This is a genomic window from Burkholderia theae (assembly GCF_048565265.1).
Lineage (GTDB): Bacteria > Pseudomonadota > Gammaproteobacteria > Burkholderiales > Burkholderiaceae > Burkholderia > Burkholderia theae.
Map to the genome: position 1 here is coordinate 66588 of NZ_CP183462.1, position 25765 is coordinate 92352.

Annotated in this window: 13 protein-coding genes; 10 read left to right on the plus strand and 3 right to left on the minus strand. The window is 58.6% G+C overall.

Translation table 11 applies throughout. The features are described from left to right. Window positions 1-23: 23 nt before the first annotated feature. Complete coding sequence (locus ACN22W_RS17860; protein WP_419688777.1) at window positions 24-1265, minus strand: NAD(P)/FAD-dependent oxidoreductase; 1242 nt, start codon at window positions 1263-1265, stop codon at window positions 24-26. Between the two features lie 711 nt (window positions 1266-1976). Here ACN22W_RS17860 and ACN22W_RS17865 point away from each other — a divergent pair. The 9 genes from ACN22W_RS17865 (at window position 1977) to ACN22W_RS17905 (ending at window position 19573) form a co-directional block, all read left to right on the plus strand. Further along, on the plus strand, window positions 1977-3683 hold the full coding sequence (locus ACN22W_RS17865) for a ShlB/FhaC/HecB family hemolysin secretion/activation protein (protein WP_419688779.1): 1707 nt from the start codon (window positions 1977-1979) through the stop codon (window positions 3681-3683). An 81-nt stretch (window positions 3684-3764) separates the two neighbouring features. Next, on the plus strand, window positions 3765-4658 hold the full coding sequence (locus ACN22W_RS17870; protein WP_419688781.1) for a hypothetical protein: 894 nt from the start codon (window positions 3765-3767) through the stop codon (window positions 4656-4658). A 36-nt stretch (window positions 4659-4694) separates the two neighbouring features. Then, entirely contained in the window at window positions 4695-14228 is a 9534-nt protein-coding gene (locus tag ACN22W_RS17875; RefSeq protein WP_419688783.1) for a hemagglutinin repeat-containing protein, read from the plus strand. Between the two features lie 430 nt (window positions 14229-14658). Beyond that, complete coding sequence (locus ACN22W_RS17880; protein WP_419688785.1) at window positions 14659-14910, plus strand: hypothetical protein; 252 nt, start codon at window positions 14659-14661, stop codon at window positions 14908-14910. Window positions 14911-15130: 220 nt separating this feature from the next. Beyond that, complete coding sequence (locus ACN22W_RS17885) at window positions 15131-15640, plus strand: hypothetical protein (protein WP_419688787.1); 510 nt, start codon at window positions 15131-15133, stop codon at window positions 15638-15640. Window positions 15641-15677: 37 nt separating this feature from the next. Next, on the plus strand, window positions 15678-15845 hold the full coding sequence (locus tag ACN22W_RS17890) for a hypothetical protein (RefSeq protein WP_343493453.1): 168 nt from the start codon (window positions 15678-15680) through the stop codon (window positions 15843-15845). A gap of 1155 nt (window positions 15846-17000) precedes the next feature. Further along, on the plus strand, window positions 17001-17708 hold the full coding sequence (locus ACN22W_RS17895) for a YfiR family protein (RefSeq protein ID WP_419688789.1): 708 nt from the start codon (window positions 17001-17003) through the stop codon (window positions 17706-17708). Beyond that, window positions 17705-18973, plus strand: a complete 1269-nt coding sequence (locus ACN22W_RS17900; RefSeq protein WP_412023909.1) for a diguanylate cyclase domain-containing protein — start codon at window positions 17705-17707, stop codon at window positions 18971-18973. Before ACN22W_RS17895 ends, ACN22W_RS17900 begins: the two co-directional genes overlap by 4 nt. 90 nt (window positions 18974-19063) lie before the next feature. Continuing rightward, entirely contained in the window at window positions 19064-19573 is a 510-nt protein-coding gene (locus tag ACN22W_RS17905; RefSeq protein WP_412023910.1) for an OmpA family protein, read from the plus strand. Between the two features lie 446 nt (window positions 19574-20019). Here ACN22W_RS17905 and drt3b read toward each other — a convergent pair whose 3' ends face one another. After that, a complete protein-coding gene (drt3b, locus tag ACN22W_RS17910) occupies window positions 20020-22008 on the minus strand; it encodes an antiviral reverse transcriptase Drt3b (protein ID WP_419688790.1) in 1989 nt (662 codons plus the stop codon). Next, on the minus strand, window positions 22001-23290 hold the full coding sequence (gene drt3a / locus ACN22W_RS17915) for an antiviral reverse transcriptase Drt3a (RefSeq protein ID WP_419688792.1): 1290 nt from the start codon (window positions 23288-23290) through the stop codon (window positions 22001-22003). The genes drt3b and drt3a overlap by 8 nt, the downstream gene beginning before the upstream one ends. Before the next feature lie 617 nt (window positions 23291-23907). On the opposite strand from drt3a, the gene ACN22W_RS17920 reads away from it, so the two are divergent. Then, window positions 23908-25599, plus strand: coding sequence for a hypothetical protein (locus tag ACN22W_RS17920; RefSeq protein WP_419688794.1), 1692 nt, complete (start codon window positions 23908-23910; stop codon window positions 25597-25599). Window positions 25600-25765: the final 166 nt, after the last annotated feature.

Consider the following 25765-nt stretch of genomic DNA (forward strand, 5'->3'; position numbering starts at 1 on the left):
GCGCGCGTTCTCGCGTTAGACGTTCAGAAGCGGTCGGCGCGATACGGCGCCGGATCGGTGAACGGTGTTTCGCCCGTCATCATCTCGGCCAGCAGGCGGCCGCTGACGGGGCCGAGCGTCAGCCCGTGATGGTTGTGCCCGAACGAGAACCACAGCCCGCGGTGCGCGGGCGCGGGGCCGATCACCGGGCGCATGTCGGGCGTGCAAGGCCGGAAGCCGAGCCACGGTTGCGGGTCGAGCCGTTCGCCGAAACCGAACACGGGGCGCGCGATGCGTTCCGCGCGTTCGAGCTGCACGCCGGTCGGCGGCAGGCCGCGCCGCGCGATCTCGACGCCGGTCGTGAGCCGCAGCCCGCGCCGCATCGGCGCGATCACGTAACCGTATTCGCGATCGACGATCGGCGCCGACGGCACGCCCTGCGCGGAAGGCGCGTAGTGCATGTGATAACCGCGCTTCTCGCGCAGCGGAATCTTGTAGCCGAACTTGACGAACACCGTGTCGGACCACGGGCCGAGCGCGACGACGACGGCCGGTGCCGCGGCCGTGCCGTCCTGCGTGTTGACCTGCCAGCCGGGCGACAGCGCGTCGAGGCTCGCGGCGTCGCCGGTCAGCAGCGTGCCGCCGTTTTGCACGAAGAGCTGCGCGTACGCTTTGACGAGCGCGGACGGATCGACGACGCTTTTCGGATCGAGCCAGTGCAGCGCGCCGCAGAAGCCGGGCGCGAGGCTCGGTTCGTGCGCGAGCAGCGCTGCGGCATCGAGCGGCGTGATACCGAGCCCGTGGCGGCGCGCGGTGAGGCCGGCTTCGGCCACGCCGCGTTCGAACGCGGCCGGCGTGCGGAACGCTTCCAGCCAGCCGTTCGCACGGATCAGCTCCCCGGCGCCGGCCCGCGCGATCAGCGCGTCGTGCTCGACGAGGCAGCGCTCGATCAGCGGCAGCATGTCGCGCGACGCCGCCGCGTGACGCATCGGCGCCGATTCCCACCAGAAGCGCGCGAGCCACGGCGCGAACGCGGGCAGCGACGCGCTGTGCCAGTAGAGATCGGTCGAGCGGTTCAGCGCATAGCGCATCAGCGTGAACGGGCTGCGCGGGAACGGATACGGCTCGACCGACGAGCGCTCGATCAGCCCCGCGTTGCCGAAGCTCGTGCCTTCGCCGGGCGCACCGCGATCGACGAGGGCGACCTTGCGGCTGCGGTCCTGCAGGTGCAGCGCGGCGGAGACGCCGACGATGCCGGCGCCCAGAACGATTACGTCGAAGTCCATGAATGGTAGATGGCGGTTGGCTACGCCAGCGCGAGGTCGCATGCGCTGCGCTGCCGGTGTGGGAAGTCGTTCGAGCTACAAGCATACTCGCGCGCGCATGGCGCACCAAGAATTCGGCGGGATGAGAACGCCAACCGAGCTAGGGGCGGCGGAATGCCGGGCGGTGAGGAACGCGTGGTTCGATGTAGTCGGTCATCTGTTGTGAATGTGCGACATGACGAAATTCGTACCGATCGTATTCGACCTATTGTGATGACTGATAAATCAATAAAACGGATGTCAATGAAATTGAGGTTGGCTTATCGGGATAAATAATTCGCATAATTGTGATTTGTGAGGGATTGAGTATCGGTAAAAGAAATTAAGATTTGGTGGAGATGTGTTCGCGAGGATATCTGTTGCAGATTCCATGGAAATAAAGATTGGGATTGTCGTGACTAGATAGCCGAAGGAGGCGTGTGAGGCGGTGTTTTGGGTGATCAAGGTGCCGAAAAATATAAAAATGTCAGCACCGAAGAAGCTTTCCAATCGTCAAATTTATTGTGTGAGTGCCGATGGCTGCACAGGATGGTTCCGTAAAAATATAGGACGAGTTTGAAAGGCAAGGTGGAATAACAATCGGACAACGATTATTCGTATTTCAGGCAATCTGCCTGAATATGTTTCATTGAATTACGATGCGTGCGAGACCAATCATTACGCCGCCAACCCATGAAGTATCGAGAAACTTCGGCCGTGTTGATTTCGGTGTTGGCGAGTGTTTCCACGTTAGCGCAAGCCGTTCCGCCGTCTGAAATTACGCCTGGCCCGCAAATTCAGCGTTTGCAGCAGCAACAACTGGAAGCCGCCAAGGAACTGAATCCGCGCGCCAATGTGCTGACGCCGACCGGAGAGACGTCGTCGAAGACCGGTGTCGCGAGCTTGCCGCTCGACACGCCGTGTTTTCCGGTCACGACCATCGCGCTGGAAGGCAACACGTTCGGATGGCTCGCGCGCTTCTTGCAGCCGGTCGTCGGGCAATGTGTCGGCAAGACTGCACTCAAGCAGATTCAGGACGCCGCCAATAACGCACTGATCGGGCGCGGTTATGTCACGTCTCGCGTTCTCGTGCCGACGCAATCGGTGCAATCGGGGACGTTGACGCTGCGTGTCGTCCCGGGGCGCATCAGCGACGTCCGAGCAGACCCATCCACCATCGGCTGGTTGCGTGCGGCACTGCCTGCTTCGAAAGGCACGCTGTTGAACCAGCGCGACATCGATCAGGGGCTGGAGAACCTGCGCCGCCTTCAATCGCAGTCCGATGCCACCTTCGACATTGCGCCGGGTGTGAATCCCGGCGACTCGGAGGTCGTCCTGCATCCCGGAACCGGCAAGCGCTGGCACGCCGTCATCGGGGCGGACAACGCGGGCCTCGACTCGACGGGAAAGTACGAACTGTCAGGCTCGATCACGTTCGACTCGCCATTTCACCTCTACGACCAGCTGCAGATCGCCGGTACGACGAACGCAAACTTCGGCGCATCCGACCACGGCAACCAGTCGGTGTCAGCCAACTACAGCGTGCCGATCGGTTACGCGATGCTGACGTTGAACGCGAGCCGCTCGCGCTACCAGCAGACCGTCGCGGGGTTTGACGAGCCGATCGAATACAGCGGTGTTCAGTCCCAGCTTCAGGCCGGACTATCCGGCGTGATCCATCGGAACGCCTACGCGCGGACGGAGCTGCGCGGCAACCTGTTCCGCAAGATCAGCCGCAATGCGATCGATGGCGTGGACGTTCCGGTGCAGCATCGCGACGTCATCGGCTACGAACTGGGTCTGGCGCATCGGCAAACCATCGGCAACGTCGTGCTCGACGGTTCGCTTGCGTGGCGCGCGTCATTGCCGGGCTTGTCCGGCAATGCCGGCACGGTGGTGGGTGCGCCGGACTTCGACGGCAAGACGCAGGTCGAGCTGGCGAGCTTCAATGCCCAAGTGCCTTTCAAGCTCGGCGGTCAGGCGTTCTCGTACCAGTTCGCGTGGAACATGCAGAACGCACGCACACCGCTGACCCCTTCCGACTATTTCACGATCGGAACGCGTTATGCCGTACGCGGTTTCGATCAACAACTGACGCTTGCCGCGGAGAGCGGCTGGGCGGTTTCCAACGAACTCGACTGGTATGTGCCGACGCCGGTCGGCACGCAGGCGCTGTATGTCGGCATCGATGCCGGGCGTGTGCGCGGGCCGGCCGCGCAATACCTGATCGGCGACACGCTCGTGGGTGCCGTCGTCGGCGTGCGCGGACAGCTCGCACCGAAAAACGTGCTCGGTGCAGCGCTGAACTACGACGTCTCGCTCGGCTGGCCGTTGTCGAAACCGCCAGGCTTCAACACCGATTCGCCGACGTTGTTGTTTCAGGTCAGCACGTTGTTCTGAGCGTAGTTGGGGTGGGCCGATCGAGGTCATGGATCTTGGGTCGGCATTTCGTTGATCGTCAAGTAGAACTAAGGAGTAACCATGCAATTCATGTATCGGAAGCGTCATATCTTGCAAGCCGCGACGGCAACGTTTGCGGTGGTGGCCGCGCTTGGTCTGAGCGCGTGTGGTGGCGGCGACGACGGTGGCAGCGGAAGCGCCGCGGCATCGACCGACGCATCCGCCGGCGGTCATGTGCCGGGCGGTGCTGCGTCGTCGATTCGCGTGGAGGGTCAGTCTCAGGCCCTGTCGAGCAGCCTCGCGACCGTGAGTGTGATGACGCCGCCCGTATCGTGGAAAGCGGACGGGTCGTTCCCGGGTGGGTCGTTCACGCTGTCGAGCAATGGCGTCGACGCATCGCAACTCAAGTCGCAAGCACCGGGCGCGTACACCACGCTGCCGCGAACCAGCGACGTGCTCAGTCTGTCGACCGGCACCGTGACTGACATCGCAGGCAATGGCGATTACGCGATCGGCCGCTGGACAGCGGGTAGCGACTCCGCCGGCCACTCGTACACCGGGAACCAGGGCCAGACCTGGGCAGTCGGCGCCCCGGTCACGGTTGGCCTGACCGATCAGACGCAGTTGATCTGCGAGCTTGCTGCCGCAACGCGTCCTACCTCGATCGACGGCAATACCGCACCGGGATCGCTTGTCGGTGCGGCAGCGGTCGTGACCAGCAAGAAAGACGCATTCGGCTACCTCCAGGCGAACGCGGCCTTGACGCTGCAGTACTCGATCGGCGCGGACACGAATCAGACGTTCAGCGGCAGCACGCAGGTCGGTTCGATGTCGACGTCGGTTACGACAAAGTCGTCGCTGTTTTCCCGCTTCATGGGACCGAATGAAGCGACGCCGTATCTCGTCGTGTCGTATGGCGTTCATGCACCGACGGTGGGCGGTGTGAACGGTCTGGCGGTGTTGAGCTGCAAGTAACGTGTGAACGCGGCCAGCGGCATCGACGCATGAGCGATGTCGCTGGCCCGACGTATTTTCAGGAAGAAATCGATCATGAATTCCGGAATCTTTCGCCTGGTGTTCAATGCCGTGCGCGGCATGCGGGTGGCCGTCGACGAACATGCGTCAGCGCGCGGGGGCGGCGAGCGCGGTCGTGTGCGCCGACCGGTACGCGCTGAATCTGTGGAATCCGGAATCTCGATCTGGTTTGCCGCGCGTGCGATCGCGTTTGCGTCGCTGTGCACGTTCGGCATGCAACCGCTGGTCGCCGAAGCGCAGGCAACGCTGCCGATCACACCGGATCGCAGCGGGCCGACGCATCCGGTCGTCGGCGTGTCGGCATCGGGCGTGCCGCTCGTCAACATTACCGCACCGAAGAACGGCGTGTCGCTGAACAGCTTTACGCAGTACAACGTCGGGACGAAGGGCGCGGTGCTGGTCAACAGCAGTCGGAATTCACAGACGCAGCTCGCGGGCTGGGTTCAGGGGAATCCGTTTCTCGGCAACAACACGGCGCGCGTGATCGTCAATCAGGTCACGTCGGGCAATCCCAGTCGATTGCTCGGCCCGACCGAGATCGCCGGCAATCGCGCGAATCTCGTGATCGCGAATCCGGCCGGCATCACCTGCGCGGGGTGCGGCTTTCTGAATGTCCCGCGCGTGACGCTGACGACCGGCATGTCGACCTTCAATCCCGATGGCACATTGGCCGGGTTCAACGTCAAGCAGGGGCACATCGGCGTCGACGGTGCAGGGCTCGACGCCCACGGTAGTGCGATCGACCTGATCGCACGCGCGATGACGATCAACGGTCAGGTCTGGGCGGATTCGATCAACGCGGTCGCAGGCGCGAACCGCGTCGATTATGCGAGCAACACCGCGCACGCACAGTCCGGTACAGGTGCGACGCCGGGCGTCGCGATCGATGTGCAGGCGCTGGGCAGCATGTTTGCCAACAGCGTCCGGATGATCGGAACCGAGGCCGGCGTGGGCGTGCGAGATGCCGGTTCCGTCACGTCGCTGACCGGCGATATCCACGTCTCGAACAACGGCGATGTGACGATTGCGCCGACCGCGCGTCTTCAGTCGGCCGCGAACACCCGGATCGAGGGCGCGAACGTCGCGCAGCAAGGCTCGATCGTCAGCGCGCAGGCGACGGATCTGAACGCGTCCCAGGCGCTGTCGAACGCCGGAACGATTGCGTCGGGCGGCAATACGAACCTGATGGCGGCAACCTCGTTCACTAATAGCGGGCAGGCGTACGCGGGTGCGGATTCCGCCGGCGATCTCGTCGGCGGCGGCTCGATCACGGCGCGCGCGGCGAATGTGGCGAGCAGCGGCACGCTGGCCGCGGGCGACAACGTCAATCTGTTCGCGAACGATGTGACGCTCGACCATGGAACCGTCAACGCGGCCAGTGCGATCAACGTGACCACGAACGGCACGCTGTCGAACGTTGGCGGAACAATGACCGGCCAGAATCTGACGCTCGATGCGGGGCAATTGGTCAACGACTCGGGCGCCATCAGTTCGCAGCACCTTGCGAACGTGACGGCGCAAGCGGTTTCGAATCGGGCCGGTACGTTGGTGGCGGATGCGCTGTCGCTGAAATCGGCCGGCGTGATTGACAATACCCGGGGGAAATTGATTGCGCGCACGGCGCAGGTCGCTGCCACCGACTTCACGAATGCCGCAGGCGAGATCGGCACGTCGACGGGTGCGTTGGCACTGACGGCGACCGGGAGCGTATCGAATGACGACGGGAAGATCGCCGGCGGCAATGGTCTCGCGCTGACGGCGAATACGGTTTCCAACGCACAAGGCCAGATCGGCTCCGTGGCGGGTGATACCTCGCTCGACGTCACGTTGTCGCTGAACAACGCGAGCGGCAAGATTGCGTCCGGTAACGACCTGTCGATTCACACAGCCCATCTCGACAACGCGGCCGGCTCGATCGCCGCAGATGCTGCACGGATCACCGCGAACGATGTCGTGAACACGGGCGGCCGGATCGGCACCACGGGCGCGTTGGCCGTGACGGCGACCAACACCATCTCGAATCGGTCTGGTGCGATGGTCGGCGGCAATGGTCTGTCGGTGACGGCAAGCAGCATTGGCAATGCGTCGGGCACGATCGGATCGGCCGCCGGCGATACGACGTTGCGCGCGACGCAGTCCCTGACGAACACCGGCGGCACGGTGAGTTCGGCCGGTGCGCTCGTCGTTGCAAGCGACACGATCGACAACTCGAACGGGAGTATGGCCGCTGAGCGCGGTGCGCAAATCCGGACGGGGGATCTCGTCAATGCGGGCGGCCAGATCGGGTCCTCGTCGGATGCGTTGTCGCTGAACGCCACGCGTACGGTGTCGAACGACAGCGGCAAATTGATAGGGGCAACCGGGCTATCGGCAACGGCCGCCGCGCTAGGCAACCATGCAGGCCAGATCGGCACGACCACCGGCGACATGACGCTGACCGTCTCACAGGCACTCGACAATACCCAGGGCAAGATTGCCGCTGCTGGCGTGCTGAATACGCATGCCGGTACGTTCGACAATTCGCAAGGTGCGGTTTCGGCGGATGCGGCGAAGCTCGACGTAACAAGCGCGTTGACGAATACCGACGGCACAATCGCGGCGACAAATGAAACGACCGTGGCCGCACAGACCGTTACGAACCACCGCGGCACCATCGGCTCTGTCTCCGGTGCATTGTCGGTGACGACGTCGGGCACGACGGATAACGCAGGCGGCAAGCTGCTGGCGTCGGGCGATACGAGCCTGACCAACGCGGGGTTGCTGAACGCGGGCGGCACGATCACGGGCACGAACGTCACGCTCGCGTCGGGGCAACATGCCATCGACAACACACTCGGCAACGTGGCGGCAAGCCAGTCGCTGACGAGCCGTTCGAGTGCGTTCGACAACCGGTCCGGGCTGGTGCAGGCGACGGGAGCGCTCGATGTCGATACGCGCGGCCGGACGTTCGACAACGGCGTACTCGCAGGACAATCCACGGGTGGTCAGGTTCTCGGCAATGGCGTAACGCTGACAACGGGAGCGCTGAGCAACGCGGGTGGTGCAATCTCGTCGAGCGGTGCGGCGACCGTCAACGCGGCATCCGTGACCAATGATGCGGGTTCGCTTGTCGCGGATGGCGCATTGACCGTACGGAGCGCCGGCACGGTGTCGAACGTGGCGGGCCAGATCGGCGGCAACAGCGATGTGACGGTGTCCGGTACGACAGTCGACAACACGCGCGGCGCGATGCACGCCAGCAGCACGTTATCGGTGACAGGCGATACGATTCGCAACGCGCAGACTGCCAATTCGACGCTTCCGACTACGGCAGGCGTGCCGGGTTTGGCCGCAGGGATGGAAGGCGCCAGCGTTGCTCTCAGCGCGAACCACGCGATCGACAATACGGCCGGTGCGATTCGTGCCGACAAGGATACGCAGCTGACCGCACCCACCATCGACAATACGTCGGGCAGCATCCAGGCGAAAGGCACCGCAACGCTGGCGGCAGCGAATGCGCTGATCAACAGGCAGGGCGACATCAATGGCAGTCAGCGGCTGACGATCTCGACAGGCGCGCTCGACAACGACGGCAAGCTCCAGTCGATGGGCGACGTCACCGTGACGACGCAAGGCGATCTGGCCAACACCGGCCAGATCGTAGCGGGTCACGATCTGACGACCACGGCCGGCGGCACGCTCGACAACAGCGGCGTACTGTCGGCGGGCAATGCCGCCAACGTGGCCGCCCATTCCATTCGGAATCGTGCGACCGGCGAGATCATCGGTGGCAACGCTACCAACGTTCACGCGAACCAGTCGATCACGAACGAAGGCCTGATCGATGGTGGTGCAACGACAGTGACCGCGGGCGACACCGTGACGAACGCGGGCGGTCGAATCTACGGCGATACGGTCGCGGTGCGTGCGAACACGGTCGTCAACGACCGGAATGACCACGGCGTGGGTGGTGTGATCGCATCGCGCGGCGACATCGACATCGGTGCGCAGACGCTCAAGAACCAGAACGACGCACTGATTTACGCGAGCAACGACATTCGCGTCGGCGGTACGCTGGATGCGAACCATCAGGCAACCGGCAGCGCGCAAACCGTGACGAACGACGGCGCGCAGATCGATGCCGGTCGAGACATCACGATCGGCGCAAACCGGTTCGAGAACCTGAATTCGAACTTCCGGACCTCGACGGTCACGACCGACAGCGGCAACGTGTTGTGGTACCAGGTGCCGGGTTCGACGGAAAGGATCGATTCTTCGACGGTTTACCTGTACCAGAAGAACAGCCAGGAAATTCGTCCGGGCATCGACTACCGATGGGCACTGGACGACGACCAGAAGTTCATTCTGCTGCCGTCGACCCAGTATCCGTTCGCCGAGTATGCGAAGTACACAATGAACGGTGTCGCGGGCAGGATCGACGACACGGCGTATCCCGCGGCGAACTTCGTCAATGGCGACAAGGCGGCTCAGACCGGCGCGTATCGGACGGTGCCGGCTGACATCTGGGCGCAGTTTGGTGTCGCACCGCCGCCGGACGAGAATCCGGCGTGGACCACGCAGGGGCCGTTCCTCATGTCGATGATCGGCGGAATATTGTCCGGCAGGCGCGGCGTCGGCAACGACTGGTTCACCGTCAAGCCGCCGACGGAAGCCGATGTGACGGGTGCGAAACCGCCTCCGTTCGGTCAACCGAGCCCGTCGTGCCTGACCTCGACACATACTGCCTGCGCGCCGTTCCAGCAGTGGTACAACGCCACCGTCGCCGCGTACCGGAACCTGAACCAGGCGCTTGCCGGATACAACGCGGACGTGGCGGGCCGCCTCGTGCAGACCTATACCGTCTATACGGTCGACGTGAAATCGACCAAGGACGTCGTCACGGCGTCACAACCCGGCACGATCACGTCCGGCCGGCACATCACGATCAATACCGCGTCCGGTGTCAACGACAAGAGCCGGATCGTGGCCGGCGACGGCAACGATCCGAAGAACGTGCAGAACATCGGTGCGACGGGTACCGAGACATTCACGGGCTCGGGCAAGGCGATTTACACATGGGTTCAGTCGGCCGGCGCGTTCCGTGGTGACGAACGCGCGACCTCGCCGACCCAATACTCGCCGGCCATCCCGTCGCAAACGATCGATCTGCCGGTGGTGCTGACCGATCCGGGCAAGCCGTCCACGCCGGTCAAGAGCGTGGCGGTGGCGACGTCCGCCGCGCAGGGCGCGAGCGGGGCTGGCGTGACGCCAGTAGCGGGCAAGGACGTGGGCGGCCAGGTACGGGTCGATACGGACGTGTCGGGCGTGGATGTCGGCGCCGTATCGGCCGTGAAGGCCCACGTCGGCGACGTGGTCGTGCGCACGGTGACGCCGAACACGCGCTTGCCGAACAATGCACTGTATCGGGTGACGAGCGATCCGGGCAGCCGCTTCCTGATCGAGTCGGACCCGCGCTTTACCGATTACCGGAAGTGGTTGTCGAGCGACACGATGCTGGCTGCGCTCAAGGTCGATCCGAACGCGGTGCTCAAGCGCATCGGGGATGGTTTCTACGAGCAGCAACTGATTCAGCAACAGATCATCCATGCGACGGGTCAGCGTTTCATCGGCGACTACACGGACAACCAGCGCGAATACGAAGCGCTGATGGCGAATGGCGTGAAGGTGTCGCAGCAGTTCGGGCTGAACGTCGGCACGGCACTGACCGATGCGCAAATGGCCGCGCTGACGAGCGACATCGTCTGGCTCGTGAATCAGACGGTGACCATGGCGGACGGCAGCCAGCAGACGGTGCTGGTGCCGCAGGTCTATCTGCGCGCGAACGCGGCCGACGTGACCGGCGAAGGCGCGATCGTCGCCGGCAAGAACGTCACCATTGAATCGGATGGCGCGTACAGGAACACCGGCACGGTCGCCAGCCGCAACGTCACGATCATTCACGCCGATTCGATCGACAACGGCGGTACGGTGTCGGGCGGAACGGTGCTCGCGAGTGCGAACCAGGATCTCAACAATCTTGGCGGGTTGATTCAAGGCAACACCGTGGCGCTGTCGGCCGGACGCGACCTCAACCTGACGAGCACGACCAGTTCGGCGAAGGCGGCGAATGGCAGCGCGACCGGTATCGATCGCGTATCGACGGTCAATGCGGGCACGTTGCAGGCCGTCGCCGGTCGGAACCTGAACGCCAATGCGGCTGTCATTGCGACGACCGGCGATGCGGTGCTGGCAGCAGAAAACGACGTCAATCTGAATGCGGTTCGCCAGAGCAGCCAGGACGCGGTGAAGTGGGACGCCCGCAATCACGCGGAACATTCGGCGTCGAGCGACACGGGTACGCAGATCGCGACGGGCGGCAACCTGGCGATCGTCGCCGGCCATGACGTGAACACGACGGCTGCGTATGCGAACGCGCGGGGTGCGATCGGCATCAGCGCCGGGCACGACGTCAACCTGAACGCCGGTGAACGGAGCGCGAGCGCGAACGACGAGCACTATCGCAAGGAACACGGCTTCCTGTCGTCGAAGTCGACGCACACGATCGATTCGAGCAGTTATACCCAAGCGGTCGGCACGACCTTGTCGGGCAATGCCGTCGTCGTGCAGGCCGGAAACGACCTCACGGCGCAGGCCGCGACGATTGCTGCCACCCACGACGTGAACCTCGTCGCAGGACACGACCTTACCGTCACGACCGCGGACACGGCCTCGAGCGAATATCACTACAAGGACGTGAAGAAGTCCGGTCTCGGTAGTGCGGGCGCGGGGATCTCGTATGGCACGAACCAGACGATCGATAGCAGCCGCGATACGGTGAAGGGTTCGCAGGGCAGCCTGATCGGCAGCACCGATGGCAGTGTCTTCATGCAGGCCGGCAACAAGCTGCATGTCACGGGCTCGGATATCGTCGCGCGCAACGACGTGATCGGCATCGCGAAGGAGGTGGTGATCGATGCGTCGCGGACGGATCGTCATCACGAAGAAACCCACGAAGTGAAGACCTCGGGTTTCACGTTGGCGGTGAAGTCGCCGGTGATCGATGCGGTCCAGAACGTGAACCAGCAGGCGCAGGGCGCGGGCGGCAGCCAGGACGGACGGGCGGCAGCGCTTCACGCGATTGCGGCGGCGGGCGGCATGGCCGATCTGGTCGGCGCGACCGGCAACCTGACGAACGCGCTGAACGATCCGAAGGGCAAGCTCGATGCGAAGATGGAACTGAGCTTCGGTTCGTCACATAGCAAGTCGACGTTCACCGCGGACAGTACGCGGAGCAACGGCAGCACCGTGAAGGCGGGCGGGACGGCCGCGTTCGTGGCGACCGGTGACAAGAACGCGGGGCAGGGCAACGTGACGATCCAGGGTTCGGACGTCACGGCGAAGAACGTGCTGCTGGAAGCGACCAACAAGGTCAACCTGATCAACAGCACGGACAAGGACAGCACGCGCAGCACGAACGAGTCGAAGAGTGCGGGCGTGGGTGTTTCGTATGGAACGGGTGGGTTCGGGGTGTCGGCGTCGATGTCGCGTGCGCATGGCGATGCGAACTCGGATGCCGCGACGCAGAACAACACGCATATCAATGCGGCCAATACCGTGACGATCGTCAGCGGCGGCGATACCAATATCGTCGGAGCGAACGTCAATGCGCACAAGGTCATCGCGGATGTCGGCGGGAACCTGAATCTTGCGTCGGTGCAGGATACGAGCCAGAGCGCCGCGCATCAGAGCAGTTCGGGCGGTGGGTTCAACGCGAGCATGGGCGGCGCGAGCGCCAGCGTCAGCATGCAGAACGGTCGCGCGAGCGGTAACTATGCGGGCGTGCACGAGCAGACAGGCATTCAGGCGGGAGACGGCGGCTTCGACATCACGGTCAAGGGCAATACGGACCTGAAGGGCGCGTATATCGCGAGTACCGCGACGCAGGACAAGAACCAGCTGACGACCGGAACGCTGACGTTCTCGGATATCCAGAATCACTCGGCATACGACGCGAGCAGCGTTGGGGTTAGTGCGGGCGGTGGTGTCGGTAATGGCGGCAACAACTACGCGACGCACGGGCCGACGAGCGGGAAGAACACGGGTGGTGCGTTGCCGCTGTATGTGAGCGAGAGCGACAGCAGTAGCGCAACGACGAAGAGCGCGGTCAGTGCCGGCAGCATCACGATTACGGATCAGGCGAATCAGAAGCAGGATGTGGCGATGCTGGAGCGTGATACGTCGAACCTGAATGGCACGGTCGGCAAGACGCCGGATTTGCAACAGGTGCTGGGCAATCAGTCGGATCTGATCAATGCGGCGCAGGCGGCGGCGGAGACGATTGCGAAGCAGGTCGGATCGTATGCGGACAAGAAGCGCGATGAAGCGCTGAGGAATGCGGACGGCACGAGCGATCCAGTGCTTAAGGCTCAGTATCAGCAGGACGCGAAGGATTGGGCCGAAGGTGGTGATAGTCGGGCTGCGCTACATGTTGCTGGTGGTGCGTTGACAGGGGGCTTGACTGGTGGTGGGCTGGGGGCGGTTGGCGGGGCGGCGGGTGCGGGGGTGTCGGCGAAGCTCGCGCCGGAATTGAATGAAATCGCCAAGTCGATCAAGGACGCGGGGCCGACGGGTAACGCGAATGTCGATGAAATGCTGGGGAACCTTGCGTCGAATGTGTTGGCGGGTGGGGCGGGTGCGTTGGTGGGTGGTGGGACGGGGGCGATGGCCGGGGCGGGGGTGGATCGGTTTAATCGGCAGTTGCATGCCGAGGAGAAGAAGGCGATCGCGGAGAAAGCGGGCAAGGATAAGGCAGAAGAGGAGAAGTTGACGCGCGCGGCGTGCTATGCGGTGAAGTGCTGGGCGGAGTATCCGGCGGAAAGCGAGGCCCGGACTAAGAACTTTGTGAGCGAGGTCGAGGCAGCGCAGTTGCAGCCGCAACTGGAATGGGTGAATCGGCAGAAGGAATCGGGTTTGTTTGAATACGCGCCGTTGCAGAAGGTTGGCGATGCGGTGAAGAACGATCCGGTTGGAGTGGCGAAGGATGCGGCCAAGGTGGTGGTCGGGGGGGTGACAGTAAAGACGGGAGCGGGACTTTGTACAAGCGGTCTGGGTTGTGCTCTCGGCGGTGGAGGAATGATCGTTTTTGGATTGGGTGATATCGCTGAAGGTGCGGATGGTCTTTACAATCGTTACAGTGGCATCAGTTCTCCTGGTGTGAATCCTTTGCGGTATGGATTTAACGAAGTATTGCCTGCCGGTTGGGGGAATGTCGCATATGATGGGTTGAATCTGCTAGCTGCTATTGCGGCGTTGAAAGCACCAGTCTCGCTCAAGATGGGTAATGCTGATGGTATGAATCGTCCAGGTTCGATGTTTGGTGTAACCGTGCCGCGTATCAACAACAACACCTTGATTCCATTCGTCAACCAAGCGGCACCATATGGGACGACTCAGGGCATTCTGCTGTTTGGTATTGGTTCGAAGGGATCAACGGTTATCAATGATATGCGTCATGCAGGAGAGCAGAAATGAATTGGAGACGACTCTATGCGACGGCTCAAATATGGTTCATGGTTTGCCTGGTATCAGTTTTTAGTACGGGTTGCTATACGGTCGTTGTAATTGGAGTTTGCCGGAAACTGATGGGGCTGAGTGATGGAATCTCTGTATTTGCTATAGGCCTTCCATTCTTTATTGTTCTTCTGATTTTTCACATTCGATTTTTGCCGAAGCCGTTGCGAAAAGCTGGAATGTTAAGTGACGATCCTGAGAAATTCGGTCCATGGTTCAAGTCTGACCGGACGAGCTGAAATCGGCAGGAGTGGCAGGATATCGGAATGGGTATCTCGAAGTATGTTCCTCTGAGTCCAATTCCATCATGGGCAAGTGGTGCAGTTGGCGGAGTGGTGCAAGAGAAAGCGGGCGCCACTGTACAGAACGGGCTTGACGGAGCCGGGAAGAAATGAAACCGAAGGCCGGCTTTGAATGGTTTCGCTGGATATACAACGTGCTGCTTTGGTTTCTTGTTATGGGAATTGGCACTGCTATCTCGGAATTGGCTGCCGGTCCGGCATTGCAGTGGTTGTTTAACGATATTCCATATCAGTTGCCGACATGGAATAGAGCAGGTCGAATGGCGGTGTTTGTAGTTCTGTTCGGTTTGTTCGCGGGCACGGTGACATGGTTCGCTGAGAAGAAGAGATCGGGTCGATAGAGTGCCTATATTGCGAGTTCCGCGACGCAGAACAAGGGCCTGCTGACAACCGGGACGTTGGCATCGATCGATATTCAAAGTGCTCGAGAGCCTGATGAGCCTGAAGTTGAATTTCATTTTCGGTCAGTGTTAAAGGCAATGCGAAAGCGCATGTGAAACATGCAGGGTGTGAAAGGAGCGGGTGGTCGGTGCGTTTTTTAATATGAGAGGGGTCTGATGTATGAAGAGTTTGCAGGTGGCGAGTGGTGCTTTTGTTCGATATTTTGTAATGTTTTTTGTTGTTTTGATGGGGTGTGGATCCCCGGTTTTTGCAGGGGGTAGTCGTAGTATTGTGTATGAAGATAGTTATATTTGGTATCTGTCAGAGCGACTGGCGAATCAACATATGGGGATCATTTTCAAAGAAGATCTTCCATTGGATTTGGATTATCAACTTCGGTGGGAAACTGCGCTATTTTACCATCATCGCCTGATCGAATGTGATGGACCGCTCGATGAAATAGCTCAAAAGTTGAATGGAGCATGGGAATTCTATGCCGATAAAGATTATTCTGTCGGCGAGCTTCTTCATTTCTTGGGGAGAACGGATAAGGATGTGTGGTTAATTCTCAATGGGTGGAATGCCAAGGTATTGCCAAAACTTGCTGAGGTGATGGGTTCTGGTGGGGTTTCATCTGTGTTTCCATCATGTATAAACAAGAATTACGTTATGCCAATCGTGCGGGATTGATCGGTTTAATCAGAGGTTGCATGACAACGAGAGGCAGGTGATCGCGGAGAAAGCAGGTAAGGGCAAGGTGGAGCAGGAGACGCTGACGCGCGCGGTGTGCTATGCGGTGAAGTGCTGGGCGGAGTATCCAGCGGGAAGCGATGAGCGGAACGGGAGCTTCATTAGCGAGGTCGAGGCTGCGCAGTTGAAGCCGCAGTTGGATTGAGTGAACCGGCAGAAGGAAGTAGGTTTGTTCGAGTACAAGCCGTTGCAGACGGTCGGCGATTCGTTGGAGAACGACCCGGTTGGTGTTGCTGATGGTCTCAATCGACCTGTTTCGATGTTTGGTGTGACGGTCCCGCGTATTGATAACGTGAACTGGCTGCCTTTCCTTAAGCAGCCGTGGCCCTACGGCGCGAAGCAGGGGCACTCCTTCTTGGTGTCGAGTCGAAAGGGGCCGCGGTCGTCAATGACGTGCGGCAGGCAGTGGGGGATCAAAAATGAACTGGTGCAGGTTGTACGCGACGCTCCAAATATGGTTCGTAGTTTGTTTGGCGTCTGGGGCTGGCTGCAATACAGTTGTGGTGATCGGGGTATGCAGACTGCTACTTGGCTGGAGCGATGGGGTTTCGGTCTTTGGAGTTGGGCTGCCCGCGTTTATTGTTCAATTCATCGTATTTGTGAAGCACTTACCGAAGCCACTACGCAATGCCGGGATGCTGAGCGACGATCCCGAGAAATTCGGTCCATGGTTCAAGTCTGACCGCAAGAGCTGAACACCGAGCCCGGCGGATGCCGGGCTCGGTGTTCACGCCTGCTTCGAACGAGGGCGATGTCGAGGCTATCGGTTGATGGCCGCTGCGGCGAGCAAGGGGCAGGGCGGCGATGCGATGGCGATGGCCTACGTTAGTTGGAAGGTGCGCGGATTGTTCCAGAAGGATCAGTACTGCATCGATTCGTTCAGGTTTGGGAGCAAGGACGGATCGCAGACGGCGGAACGATGCGACGGTGAAACCCGAGCTTCGGCTCGTCGTATACCGTCAACGCGAACTGGGTGGTTTCGGATAGCTGCCCCCATGCACTGCTAAGCGGCTCGGCTCCCCCAAAGAACATACGAAGGTTGGCACAGCCGTTCATCCAATCCACTGATCAATCCACCCGCGCCGACACCGGATCGACGTCCGCTCTGCGTTTGCAAGCATCGCCTCCCACCGCACCAATTCCCCATACTTTCCACCCTTTCTCGCGGGTGTATCCCACTGGTTGATGATGCGATTTTCTACCTAAGATGAAGCAATCATGTGCGTGATACGGTGCCTGCGCGCGCATGGTTGAAGGGAGAGGGTAACGCCGGGGGGCAACGCCAGCGGATGTTTCCATCATGGATGCGAGAGTGTGCGCGGCGGCTGCCAGTCTTGCGACTGCAACGACGCCAACGGACGCGGCGGCAATCGCCGCGCGGACGACGTCCGGCCGACCCGGCCGGGCTACTTCGCTGCGCCACGCACTGATCGCAATCGTTTGCGCGCTGGGTGCGGCACCCGGCGTGCTCGCCGGGACGCCTGCCGATGTGAACGACTCGCCTGACACCGTGCGCATCGTCGCCGCCGCGAACCCCGCAAACCCAGCCGATCCCGCCGTTTCGTCACACGACTCCGCCGTGCGTCAGGTCGTGCTGGGCATCATCAGTTTCACGCGCTGGCCAACGACACCCGTCCGCCTGCATCTGTGCGTAACCGGCCGACCCGACTACGCGCGCGGCCTGACCGACACGCTGCAGGCCGGCTCGACGCTGCTCGACGTGCAGCGCGTCCGCTTCGACGATCCGTCGCTCGGCATGGCCTGCGACGTCGTCTATCTCGGCACCCTGGGCGACGACGAGAGAGCGCGGGTGAGAACCGCGGTGGCCGGCCATCCGGTCCTGACGATCTCGGAACACGATCCGTCCTGCACCACCGGCAGCATGTTCTGTCTCAACGTCGACGGCGAACGCGTGTCGTTCGACATCAATCTCGATGCCGTCGCGCGCAGCGGCGTGCGCGTGCACCCGAACGTGCTCAATCTCGCGCGACGGCCGGGGGCACCATGACACGGCACGCGCCTCCCGTTTCCCTTTCTCGCGTGCCGCGTCCGACGCTGCAAAGCGTGTTGCGCCGTGCGCACCTGCGCCTCGCGTTCGTCGCCGTCGCGATGGCCGCCGTGTCGTTGATCGTGGTCGCCGTGATCGCATTGCGTGCGTATGCCGGCAACAACCTGAACCTGTTGGCCCGCTCGCTCGGTTATACGGTCGAGGCGGCACTCGTGTTCGGCGACCGCGTCGCGGCGAACGAGGCGATCGGCTTGATCGCCAGCGATGAGGACGTGGCGCAGGTGGAGGTCACGGACAGCAAGGGCCAGCCGTTCGCAACGTGGCAGTTGCCTGCCAGCGGCGAGCTCGCGCGGCTCGAGCGAGGCGTTGCCGACCTTGCGCTGCCCGGGCCCGTGGCCGTCCCGGTGATGCACGACGGCATCATCGTCGGCCAGGTTGTCGTGCGCGGCCGCGGACATCAGTTCTTCGGCTTCCTGCTCGGCGGCGTCAGCGGCATTCTCGGCTGCCTGGCCGTCAGCGTGCTCGGGGCGTATGTCAGCTCGAAGCGTCTGCTGCGCAACATCGTTTCGCCGCTGCGCGCGCTGGCCGGCGTTGCTCACGCCGTGCGACGCGAGCGTGCATTTGCGCAACGCGTCGAGCCTGCCACGATTGCCGAACTGAACGAGCTCGGTGACGACTTCAATGCGTTGCTCGACGAATTCGAAGAATGGCAGAACACGCTGCGCGACGAAAACGCGTCGCTCGAACACAAGGCGACGCACGATGCGCTCACGGGCCTGCCCAACCGCGTGCAGTTCGAGTCGCGCCTCGCGCTTGCTCTTCGCGACGCCGGGGTGACGGGGCAGCGGGTCGGCATTCTGTATCTGGATTGCGACCGCTTCAAGGAGATCAACGATTGTCTCGGCCACGACGCCGGTGACGCGGTGCTGATCGGCATCGCGGCGCGGCTGCGCACGCAGGTGCGCGAGGCCGATCTCGTCGCCCGCCTGGGCGGCGACGAATTCGCGGTGATGTTGGCGGCGGTGCGCGAAGCGGGCAGCGTCTGCCGTGTCGCCGACGAGATTTTGTCAGGCATGGTGCCGTCGATCGAGCTGTCCGACGGCCGCATGGTGGCCACCATGATGAGTGCCGGTATTGCGCTGTATCCCGATCACGCGTCGGACGCGAGCGGCTTGCTGCGCGCGGCGGATGCCGCGATGTACCGCGCCAAGCGTGCGCGGCCGGGGTCGTGGCAGTTGGCTGAAGGCGTTGTCGGGTCAGCTTGAGGTTGAGCGTTTTTCCCTGCGGACGAGGCCGCAGTAGAGGTTTAATGAATAAATGCGCGCGCGATGCGGGCGCATTCGAAGGGGTCGAAGATGAAAAACTCGTATCCAGTGTTCATTGGGCGGATGTGCATCGGCGGCGCGCTGCTGCTGTGCATGCTGCTGGGCGGCTGCAAGACGCCGCCGCTTCACCGTGGGCTGACGCAGACGCAGGTCACGGCGCTCAAGTCGGCCGGTTTCCAGGAGACCGGAGAGGGGTTCGAATTCGGGTCGACCGGGCCGATTTTGTTCGACTTCGATCGGTACAACCTCAAGCCGGATGTGCGGCGGATTGTCGAAAGGATCGGGCGGACGCTCAAGTCGGTGGGGATTAATGGGGTGCGGGTTTATGGGTACTCGGATCAAGAAGGGGCGGATGACTATGACTTCGAGTTGTCCAGGAGACGGGCTGAGGTTGTGGAGATTGAGCTCGTTGATGTGGGGTTGGATGCGAAGCGGATCGTGATTGTCGGGAAGGGGAAGAGCGATCCGGTGGGGGATAACAAGACGCCGGTGGGGAGGGCGCAGAATCGGCGGGCGGCGATTGTGGTTTCGCCGAGGTGAGGGGGCGTTGTTTCAGGGCAGGGTGGGGAAAATCGTGCAATTGCGTGCAGCGATTGAGAGAGATTACCTGCTAAAAAGCGGGCGGGCTGGTCTGTTCAGGTCGACACGGGAGCGTCATGGTAGGGCCAAGAACGGTCGCTCGCTAACGCGCTGGCATTCGGTCATTGAAACAGCTGATTGAGTTCGCTGGGAGGCCTTCTATCGATGGGCGTGAAGTGCTGCCTCGCTTGCTGGCGTGTGAGCGCAGGAGCAAGCGCATAGCAACATGCCTTGCTCCTCTTCTGGTCGACACTCTGGCCAAAAGCACCATCTGGACAAGTCCATCTGTATGGCTGTCAGTAGCCGGCGTCCCAACAGTGTCGATGCTGCATGGCACTGTAAAACTGGGCCGGACGGCCAATGTATATGAATCCGTAAGCTCATCAACACCCCACGCCGAGAGACTACTACATGTCGTATACGGCCTTCAACTCTTTCCGATTCAAAATGCGCTCGAAATGCAACATTCCGTGCCAATCGACAAACCCTAGCTTACTGGAGGTGAACGATTTCACGTGACCTATTTCGTTTATCTGGGGATCTCTATTTTTTAGTTTCCGGAACGCAAATTTGATGATCTCTAGCTTCGATGCGTCCGATACCCACGGACATCCGATGATATCCATGAATAACATGCACAGATCAGTTTGATTGGAAAGTTGCGTTGCATCACGGAATCGCCGGATTATTTCTTCTTCTATTTTTAATTTAATGTCGGTAAAATCAGCGCCGTCTTCCATGTAAAATAAAATTGAGACAAAATCAAAATAAGAAAACCCGGCGTAAGGATTGTCCATTGCGGTCGAGGGTGCGCCACCAATCACTCTGAGTAAATCGTTGCTTGAAAGTAGAATATCACCACGGATAACCTTAACTGTCGCCAATAGGTTAAGTGCCTCAACCCCTCCTGGTCCATCAATAGAGCGAGCGAGGAGTAGCTCATTGGTTCGTCGCGCGAATAGTTCGGTAATGTTGGCGTTGAGTCCGTTTTCACGATTGGTCATGGCGTTTAGCATGACCATACACTGAGTTGCGCGGATTGCTGGACGAACCCTAAAGTCCATCGACAAAAAGAACACCAATATTTCTACGGTCGCTAGTAGCAGATTCGTGACCAGATCTATCTGTTGGGGGGCAAGACGCTTGATATCCAAGTGTTTCCGTAGCCGCCAGATTTCCTTTGTGAGCGCGCCAAGCGCATAGCCCGTAGTGACCGCAAAATCGACGTTAGCCTGTTTCACTGCAATCTTGACGTCACGGGCGATACGCGTCGCCAGCCGAAATGGGGCGCTAAGTTGCAGTTCCACACTCCGAGGCAAGAGTGTTTCAACTTCGCCTGCCACCAAGGATTGACGAAGTTCTTTCAACCAACCCAGCAGAGTGGAGGCTAACACGTGCTGCACAGCGGACTTTGCCGCTGACTCTGGAGTTGAGAAAGGTCTGTCAACGTTCGTTGTTTTGACTTCGTTGACGTAGAGCTTGTAGAACTGCAATTCTTGCTGTGCGACGTTGAAAATATCTTGTAGCGACTTGTCATCGTTGGCGAACAAAAAATAATCGTCGACATAGCGTCTTATGGCAAATGACTCGCTTGAACGCCCTTGTTTTTTTAGCGTGCTTGCGATATTCAAGTCAATGCGCTGTAGGATAATTTCCGCAAATATCCGCGACACTTCGGGGCCAACCACGATTCCGTTGGTTTCATCGTAATTCGCCTGATGCATAAGGCGATCAAAATCCTGCTCAAAGGAATCGAACTGGCGATTCGCTTTGGCGTGTTCCTTTCCCTTGACTGCCCAGGCAATCGAATGGGTGTAGATGCTTGCAAAACATTTTTTTACATCAAACTTCATGAGTTTTGAGAATTTAGATTCCAAATAAAGAAATTCCGTGGAATCTATAAATTGATGTAACTGAGAATACTTCCCGTAGGAAAAATAGGATGAGGCAAACTGTGAAACACTCTCGTTTCCGGCATCGGTGTCGACGTCGCCGTCATTAAGGGCGTTGTCATGCGTGGCCAAATTTCGTTCAATAAAATGTGTCGCTACACGGAATGGAGCTCGAAGAGTGTAGTCACTTCTACCACACAACGAGAGCAACAGCTGGTGATAGTCGCTATAGAAATTGGCGAACCGGAGCTGCGTACCCGGATGGATGATTCCCAACATTCGTTTGCTAGCGACGCCGTGACGAACGTGATACTCGAACGGAACGGTGTACCGCTCCTGTGTCATGAATATACGCACGATCTCGGGAACAACCATTTTGCCTTCAGACTTCGCAAACGTGTACAGCCGATCATTGTTAAAGAAAAGTGGAACTTCGTAGGGAAGAAGTTCTGTATGTAAGATCCGATGCTTGTCGCTTTTGTCGACGTCGATTTTCTTACGCATGTTTCCAGCAGGCTCTTATTTTGCTGAATGCCGTCGAATGGACCGGCCGGGATCGATGGCTTTGATGACCTGATCGAAAAGAATAAGTGGCTAATATGGCTTTTTGACTTGTGCTAAGCGACGCCACCATTTTGGCGCCGTAAGCTCCAGTGCTAGAGAATATCTGTGTTCGAAGAAAACGGTCAAGTTCAACCAGATCCACGTAATCATTGATTAGCGGATAGTTGAACCTGATCCCGGTCTTGAGTCGACCACGAAGTCCGGGGCCGGTGAATCGAGAGTTCTCACATAGAAAGCGAATACGCTGGCGGAGTAGTTCAAAGTCTGGATTTTTGATATGGCTTAAGAACGCTAGCACAATTCTCGTCTTGTATCGATTGACCTTCGATTTCGATAGACCAACATCCACTTTCATACCTTTCTTCTTTTCGCTTGAACTCGGAACGTTGTGGAAGCTGATGCGATAGCCGAGATAACTAAGCTCCCGCTGCTGAAGTGGATCTGGCGTGCATGTACACTTCGACGCACATGGGCAGGCAGAAGCAATGTGAACGCATCCGTGAGAACAACAACAGCCGACAAAGATGATTTGTGTCTTAGCTTCGTTGAGTGTCATACCAACTGGCAGTAACGCTTGCACTTTCTGCGCGATGTCGGCAGGGCTGCTTGTGCAAAATAGAAGCAAGTCATCGACATACCTCGCAGCAAAATAAACCCCATCTATTTGCCGGACCTTCTGGTCGATGCGCCGCATCAATATCTCGGATAGAGTAGCACTAACACTTATTCCTCGGGGCAACCCGGTAGGCACTTCCGAGGCTAGACTGTTGAAAATCTCTCGCAACAGCCATCGTGATCGATCGGAGAGCAACTGATCTTCATCAAGCTGCGCGAGCAGCTTTGTTCGATCGATAGATTCGTAGAATCCCTTTATATCGAGCTTGATGACGTACTTTTCTGCAGGTTCGGTCATTAGCTTTACAGATTGCTGAACGACATCGCTGCGGTCAGACTGTTTAATTCGATATATTCGTCTTAAAATATTATTAAGGCGGCGAAGTATTAGGCGATCTCCCAGTTTTGTTGGCTCATATGCGTGGAATTTGCCGACGCGTAATCGTTCGAAGCGCGCGAAACGGAATGTTCTGTTGGCAATGCTTGCTGAAATGCGCCGAACGTAGTCGTCGCGGTTATGTCTCTTGGACAATGCGGGAAACGCGGATATCTCGTCGGTCTGTATCAACGCATCCAAAGCTCGTTGCGAATATTCTTTTGCATACATACGGCAAAATGGCATCGTTTGAGATGGTGCTATTCTACTCTCTTGTAGGTTGTTCTCGGCAAGCCACTGCTCTAGAGCGAAGATTTTTCAATCGCATACCTTGAAGGTGTGAAAAACGACACCATTCAGCGATCGAGATTGACACACAAGCAACGCGAATGACGAGTGCCGTATCGGCATAGATGTGACCTTGATCTTGACCCAGTCCAGGGCTTCACACGGTGGTTATCCCTCAGAGTGGTGCTAAGGGACGATCGCAACGACAAGCGGCGGAGAACCCGCGTGAGCGAATGACTGGTGGATTTCGAAAATGACCGCTTCCCGCGCAGCGACTCGTATGACTCAAACGGGTCGATTAGGCTGCTTAGCGAGACAGAGGAAGGCATTGCCGATAGGCGATGATCTTCCGGTTAATTCAGCAGAAGTTCGCTGCCACAAGGCTGTCAACGCCCAATTTTGTGGTCAAGGTGGTGCTTGGGGAAATTGTATTGAAACTTACAAGCTACATTGGATCAACCTATGTAACATTTAACTTTAACGAAAAATGCCGATCGGATACTATGATGTAAGAATGAGAGCATCCTCAATCGAATGAAAATTTACCTGGCGGGAGTCGTATGCGTATCGGTGACGGTGAGCCCCTCGATTTTTTGCATGATCTGCTTGACCCTGATTATGCATTTATAGGCGGAGATTTTGCCTCGTGCTTGAACGCGCGAGGAGTGTATGAGAGCCGTCGATTTGTTCTTCGTTTGAATCCGCGAATTCATAATTTGGTTGATTCTATTGTTGATAAATCAGAGCGCGGGGAGGATGAATTTACAAGTGAAGAAATTCAAGCTTATTCTACTTACCTGCATGAGACTATTCATTGGTGGCAGCACAAAGGATCAATTAGTGGGTTTATTAGGAGTATGCTGCCGCCGCTGCAAGCTCACGTCAATCTAGAAAATCTCTGCTCGATTGTTGACGATGTTGGCCCAAAAAAATCGATTAAAACTCTTGGTCTTCAAGGAGAGCTTGGGATGTTGGCGGCCGACTCGCCTGTTGGTTCGCTGGCGAATTCGGTGACCAATAATTTCATGGATACGGAGTTTTATCTTCTTCTTACCATGGATCCGGCGAGGTTCGATATTCAAATTTATAAAGATAGCTATTTTGAATCAGCTGGCCACTCCTTTTTGGTTACGTACGATCACGTACTCGGTTTTCTTCGCACAATATTTGATGAGGAAGGGTTGGTAATACCTGACCCGCAACCAATCGAAGTAAATCTTACGAATCTGAAGGCGAACAGGATGGAAGGTTACTATCTGGGTACACCTATTGTCCGAGCGCCATTAGGGTTGCACCAAATTTACGAAGGGCAGGCGCGCTTCAATCAGCTGCAATTCGTAGGCTTTGCCGGGGAGGGGTTGACGTTCGAACAGGCACGGACTGGCGGTTTATTGGAAGACGTATATGGGGAGGCGTTTAAAGTTTTCCTCAGTTTGACGAACTCAACAGAGCCGATGAATGTTGATGATCCGCTGGTAGCTTTGTTTCTTCTGGTTTGTGATCTGTCCATTAATCCGACGGCTGGTTTTCCGATTCCTATTGAAGATTATCAGTATTTTTTTCGGGATGCTGATCCGGGAATTAGGTTTGCGATTTTATGTAAGGTTATTGGCGATGAGTTGCCCGATCTTCGTTCCGCAATCGTTGATTACAGTGCGGAGGAATATTGGGAGGTCACGGATAGGCTGTGTGATGCAGCTGGTTTCGATGGTTACAAAGATGTGTTGAAAATCATTAGGCGTTGGAGATTGAGGCAGCCTAAAATAGAAAGGCTCATTGAAGAGCACGAAAAATTTGCTTTTTCTTCTGACAATATCGTGCCGCGAGTCTTGTTTTCTGAGTTCTTGAAATATAACGAAGATAAGCTCGATCGCCCCGATTTTTTCTGCTGGCCGGGCTACTGGCTTACGCATGCGACGAGTAAGTCCGATCTTGATCTTTGGCTATTTCATTTATCTTTGTTTTCCGACCGGGAAGACGATGGGCGGATTTTTGCGCGAAAGTTGAGGGACCATGAGGAGGAGAAAGTGCTTGTGGTGTTCAATCAGTTTTTTGCGGCAGTAGTTCTCTACGATTTGACGAGGCAATGGGTATTGCAGAGCGGCGACTTCGTTCTTAATTATTCCTGGCTTGTATTGCCGCGCGACGAAGATGAATTTAACGATAGGATCAGCGCTATCTTTGAAAAGCACTATGGTTCCCGCTTGGAGGCCTTTACTTCGCTACAACCTCCGGTGGTCCCGAATGTTTAAAGTGCCGCTAGGCAACGCTATGCACATAGCATGTGCGACCGTTCCGGAATTGAGTAAAAGCGGACGTTGGTTGCAGGATATTCGACGCCCGCTTCAGATTGATTGCGGACTGCGTAAGACGCTGAACATGGACATTCCATGCAAGAGCTTCTTGTGTATTTGTATG

Bases quoted from the DNA above. Each gene is read 5' to 3' on its own strand.
- ACN22W_RS17860 (WP_419688777.1), bottom strand. From the start codon at position 1,265: ATGGACTTCGACGTAATCGTTCTGGGCGCCGGCATCGTCGGCGTCTCC.
- ACN22W_RS17865 (WP_419688779.1), top strand. From the start codon at position 1,977: ATGAAGTATCGAGAAACTTCGGCCGTGTTGATTTCGGTGTTGGCGAGT.
- ACN22W_RS17870 (WP_419688781.1), top strand. From the start codon at position 3,765: ATGCAATTCATGTATCGGAAGCGTCATATCTTGCAAGCCGCGACGGCA.
- ACN22W_RS17875 (WP_419688783.1), top strand. From the start codon at position 4,695: ATGTCGCTGGCCCGACGTATTTTCAGGAAGAAATCGATCATGAATTCC.
- ACN22W_RS17880 (WP_419688785.1), top strand. From the start codon at position 14,659: ATGAAACCGAAGGCCGGCTTTGAATGGTTTCGCTGGATATACAACGTG.
- ACN22W_RS17885 (WP_419688787.1), top strand. From the start codon at position 15,131: ATGAAGAGTTTGCAGGTGGCGAGTGGTGCTTTTGTTCGATATTTTGTA.
- ACN22W_RS17895 (WP_419688789.1), top strand. From the start codon at position 17,001: ATGGATGCGAGAGTGTGCGCGGCGGCTGCCAGTCTTGCGACTGCAACG.
- ACN22W_RS17900 (WP_412023909.1), top strand. From the start codon at position 17,705: ATGACACGGCACGCGCCTCCCGTTTCCCTTTCTCGCGTGCCGCGTCCG.
- ACN22W_RS17905 (WP_412023910.1), top strand. From the start codon at position 19,064: ATGAAAAACTCGTATCCAGTGTTCATTGGGCGGATGTGCATCGGCGGC.
- drt3b (WP_419688790.1), bottom strand. From the start codon at position 22,008: ATGCGTAAGAAAATCGACGTCGACAAAAGCGACAAGCATCGGATCTTA.
- drt3a (WP_419688792.1), bottom strand. From the start codon at position 23,290: ATGTATGCAAAAGAATATTCGCAACGAGCTTTGGATGCGTTGATACAG.
- ACN22W_RS17920 (WP_419688794.1), top strand. From the start codon at position 23,908: ATGCGTATCGGTGACGGTGAGCCCCTCGATTTTTTGCATGATCTGCTT.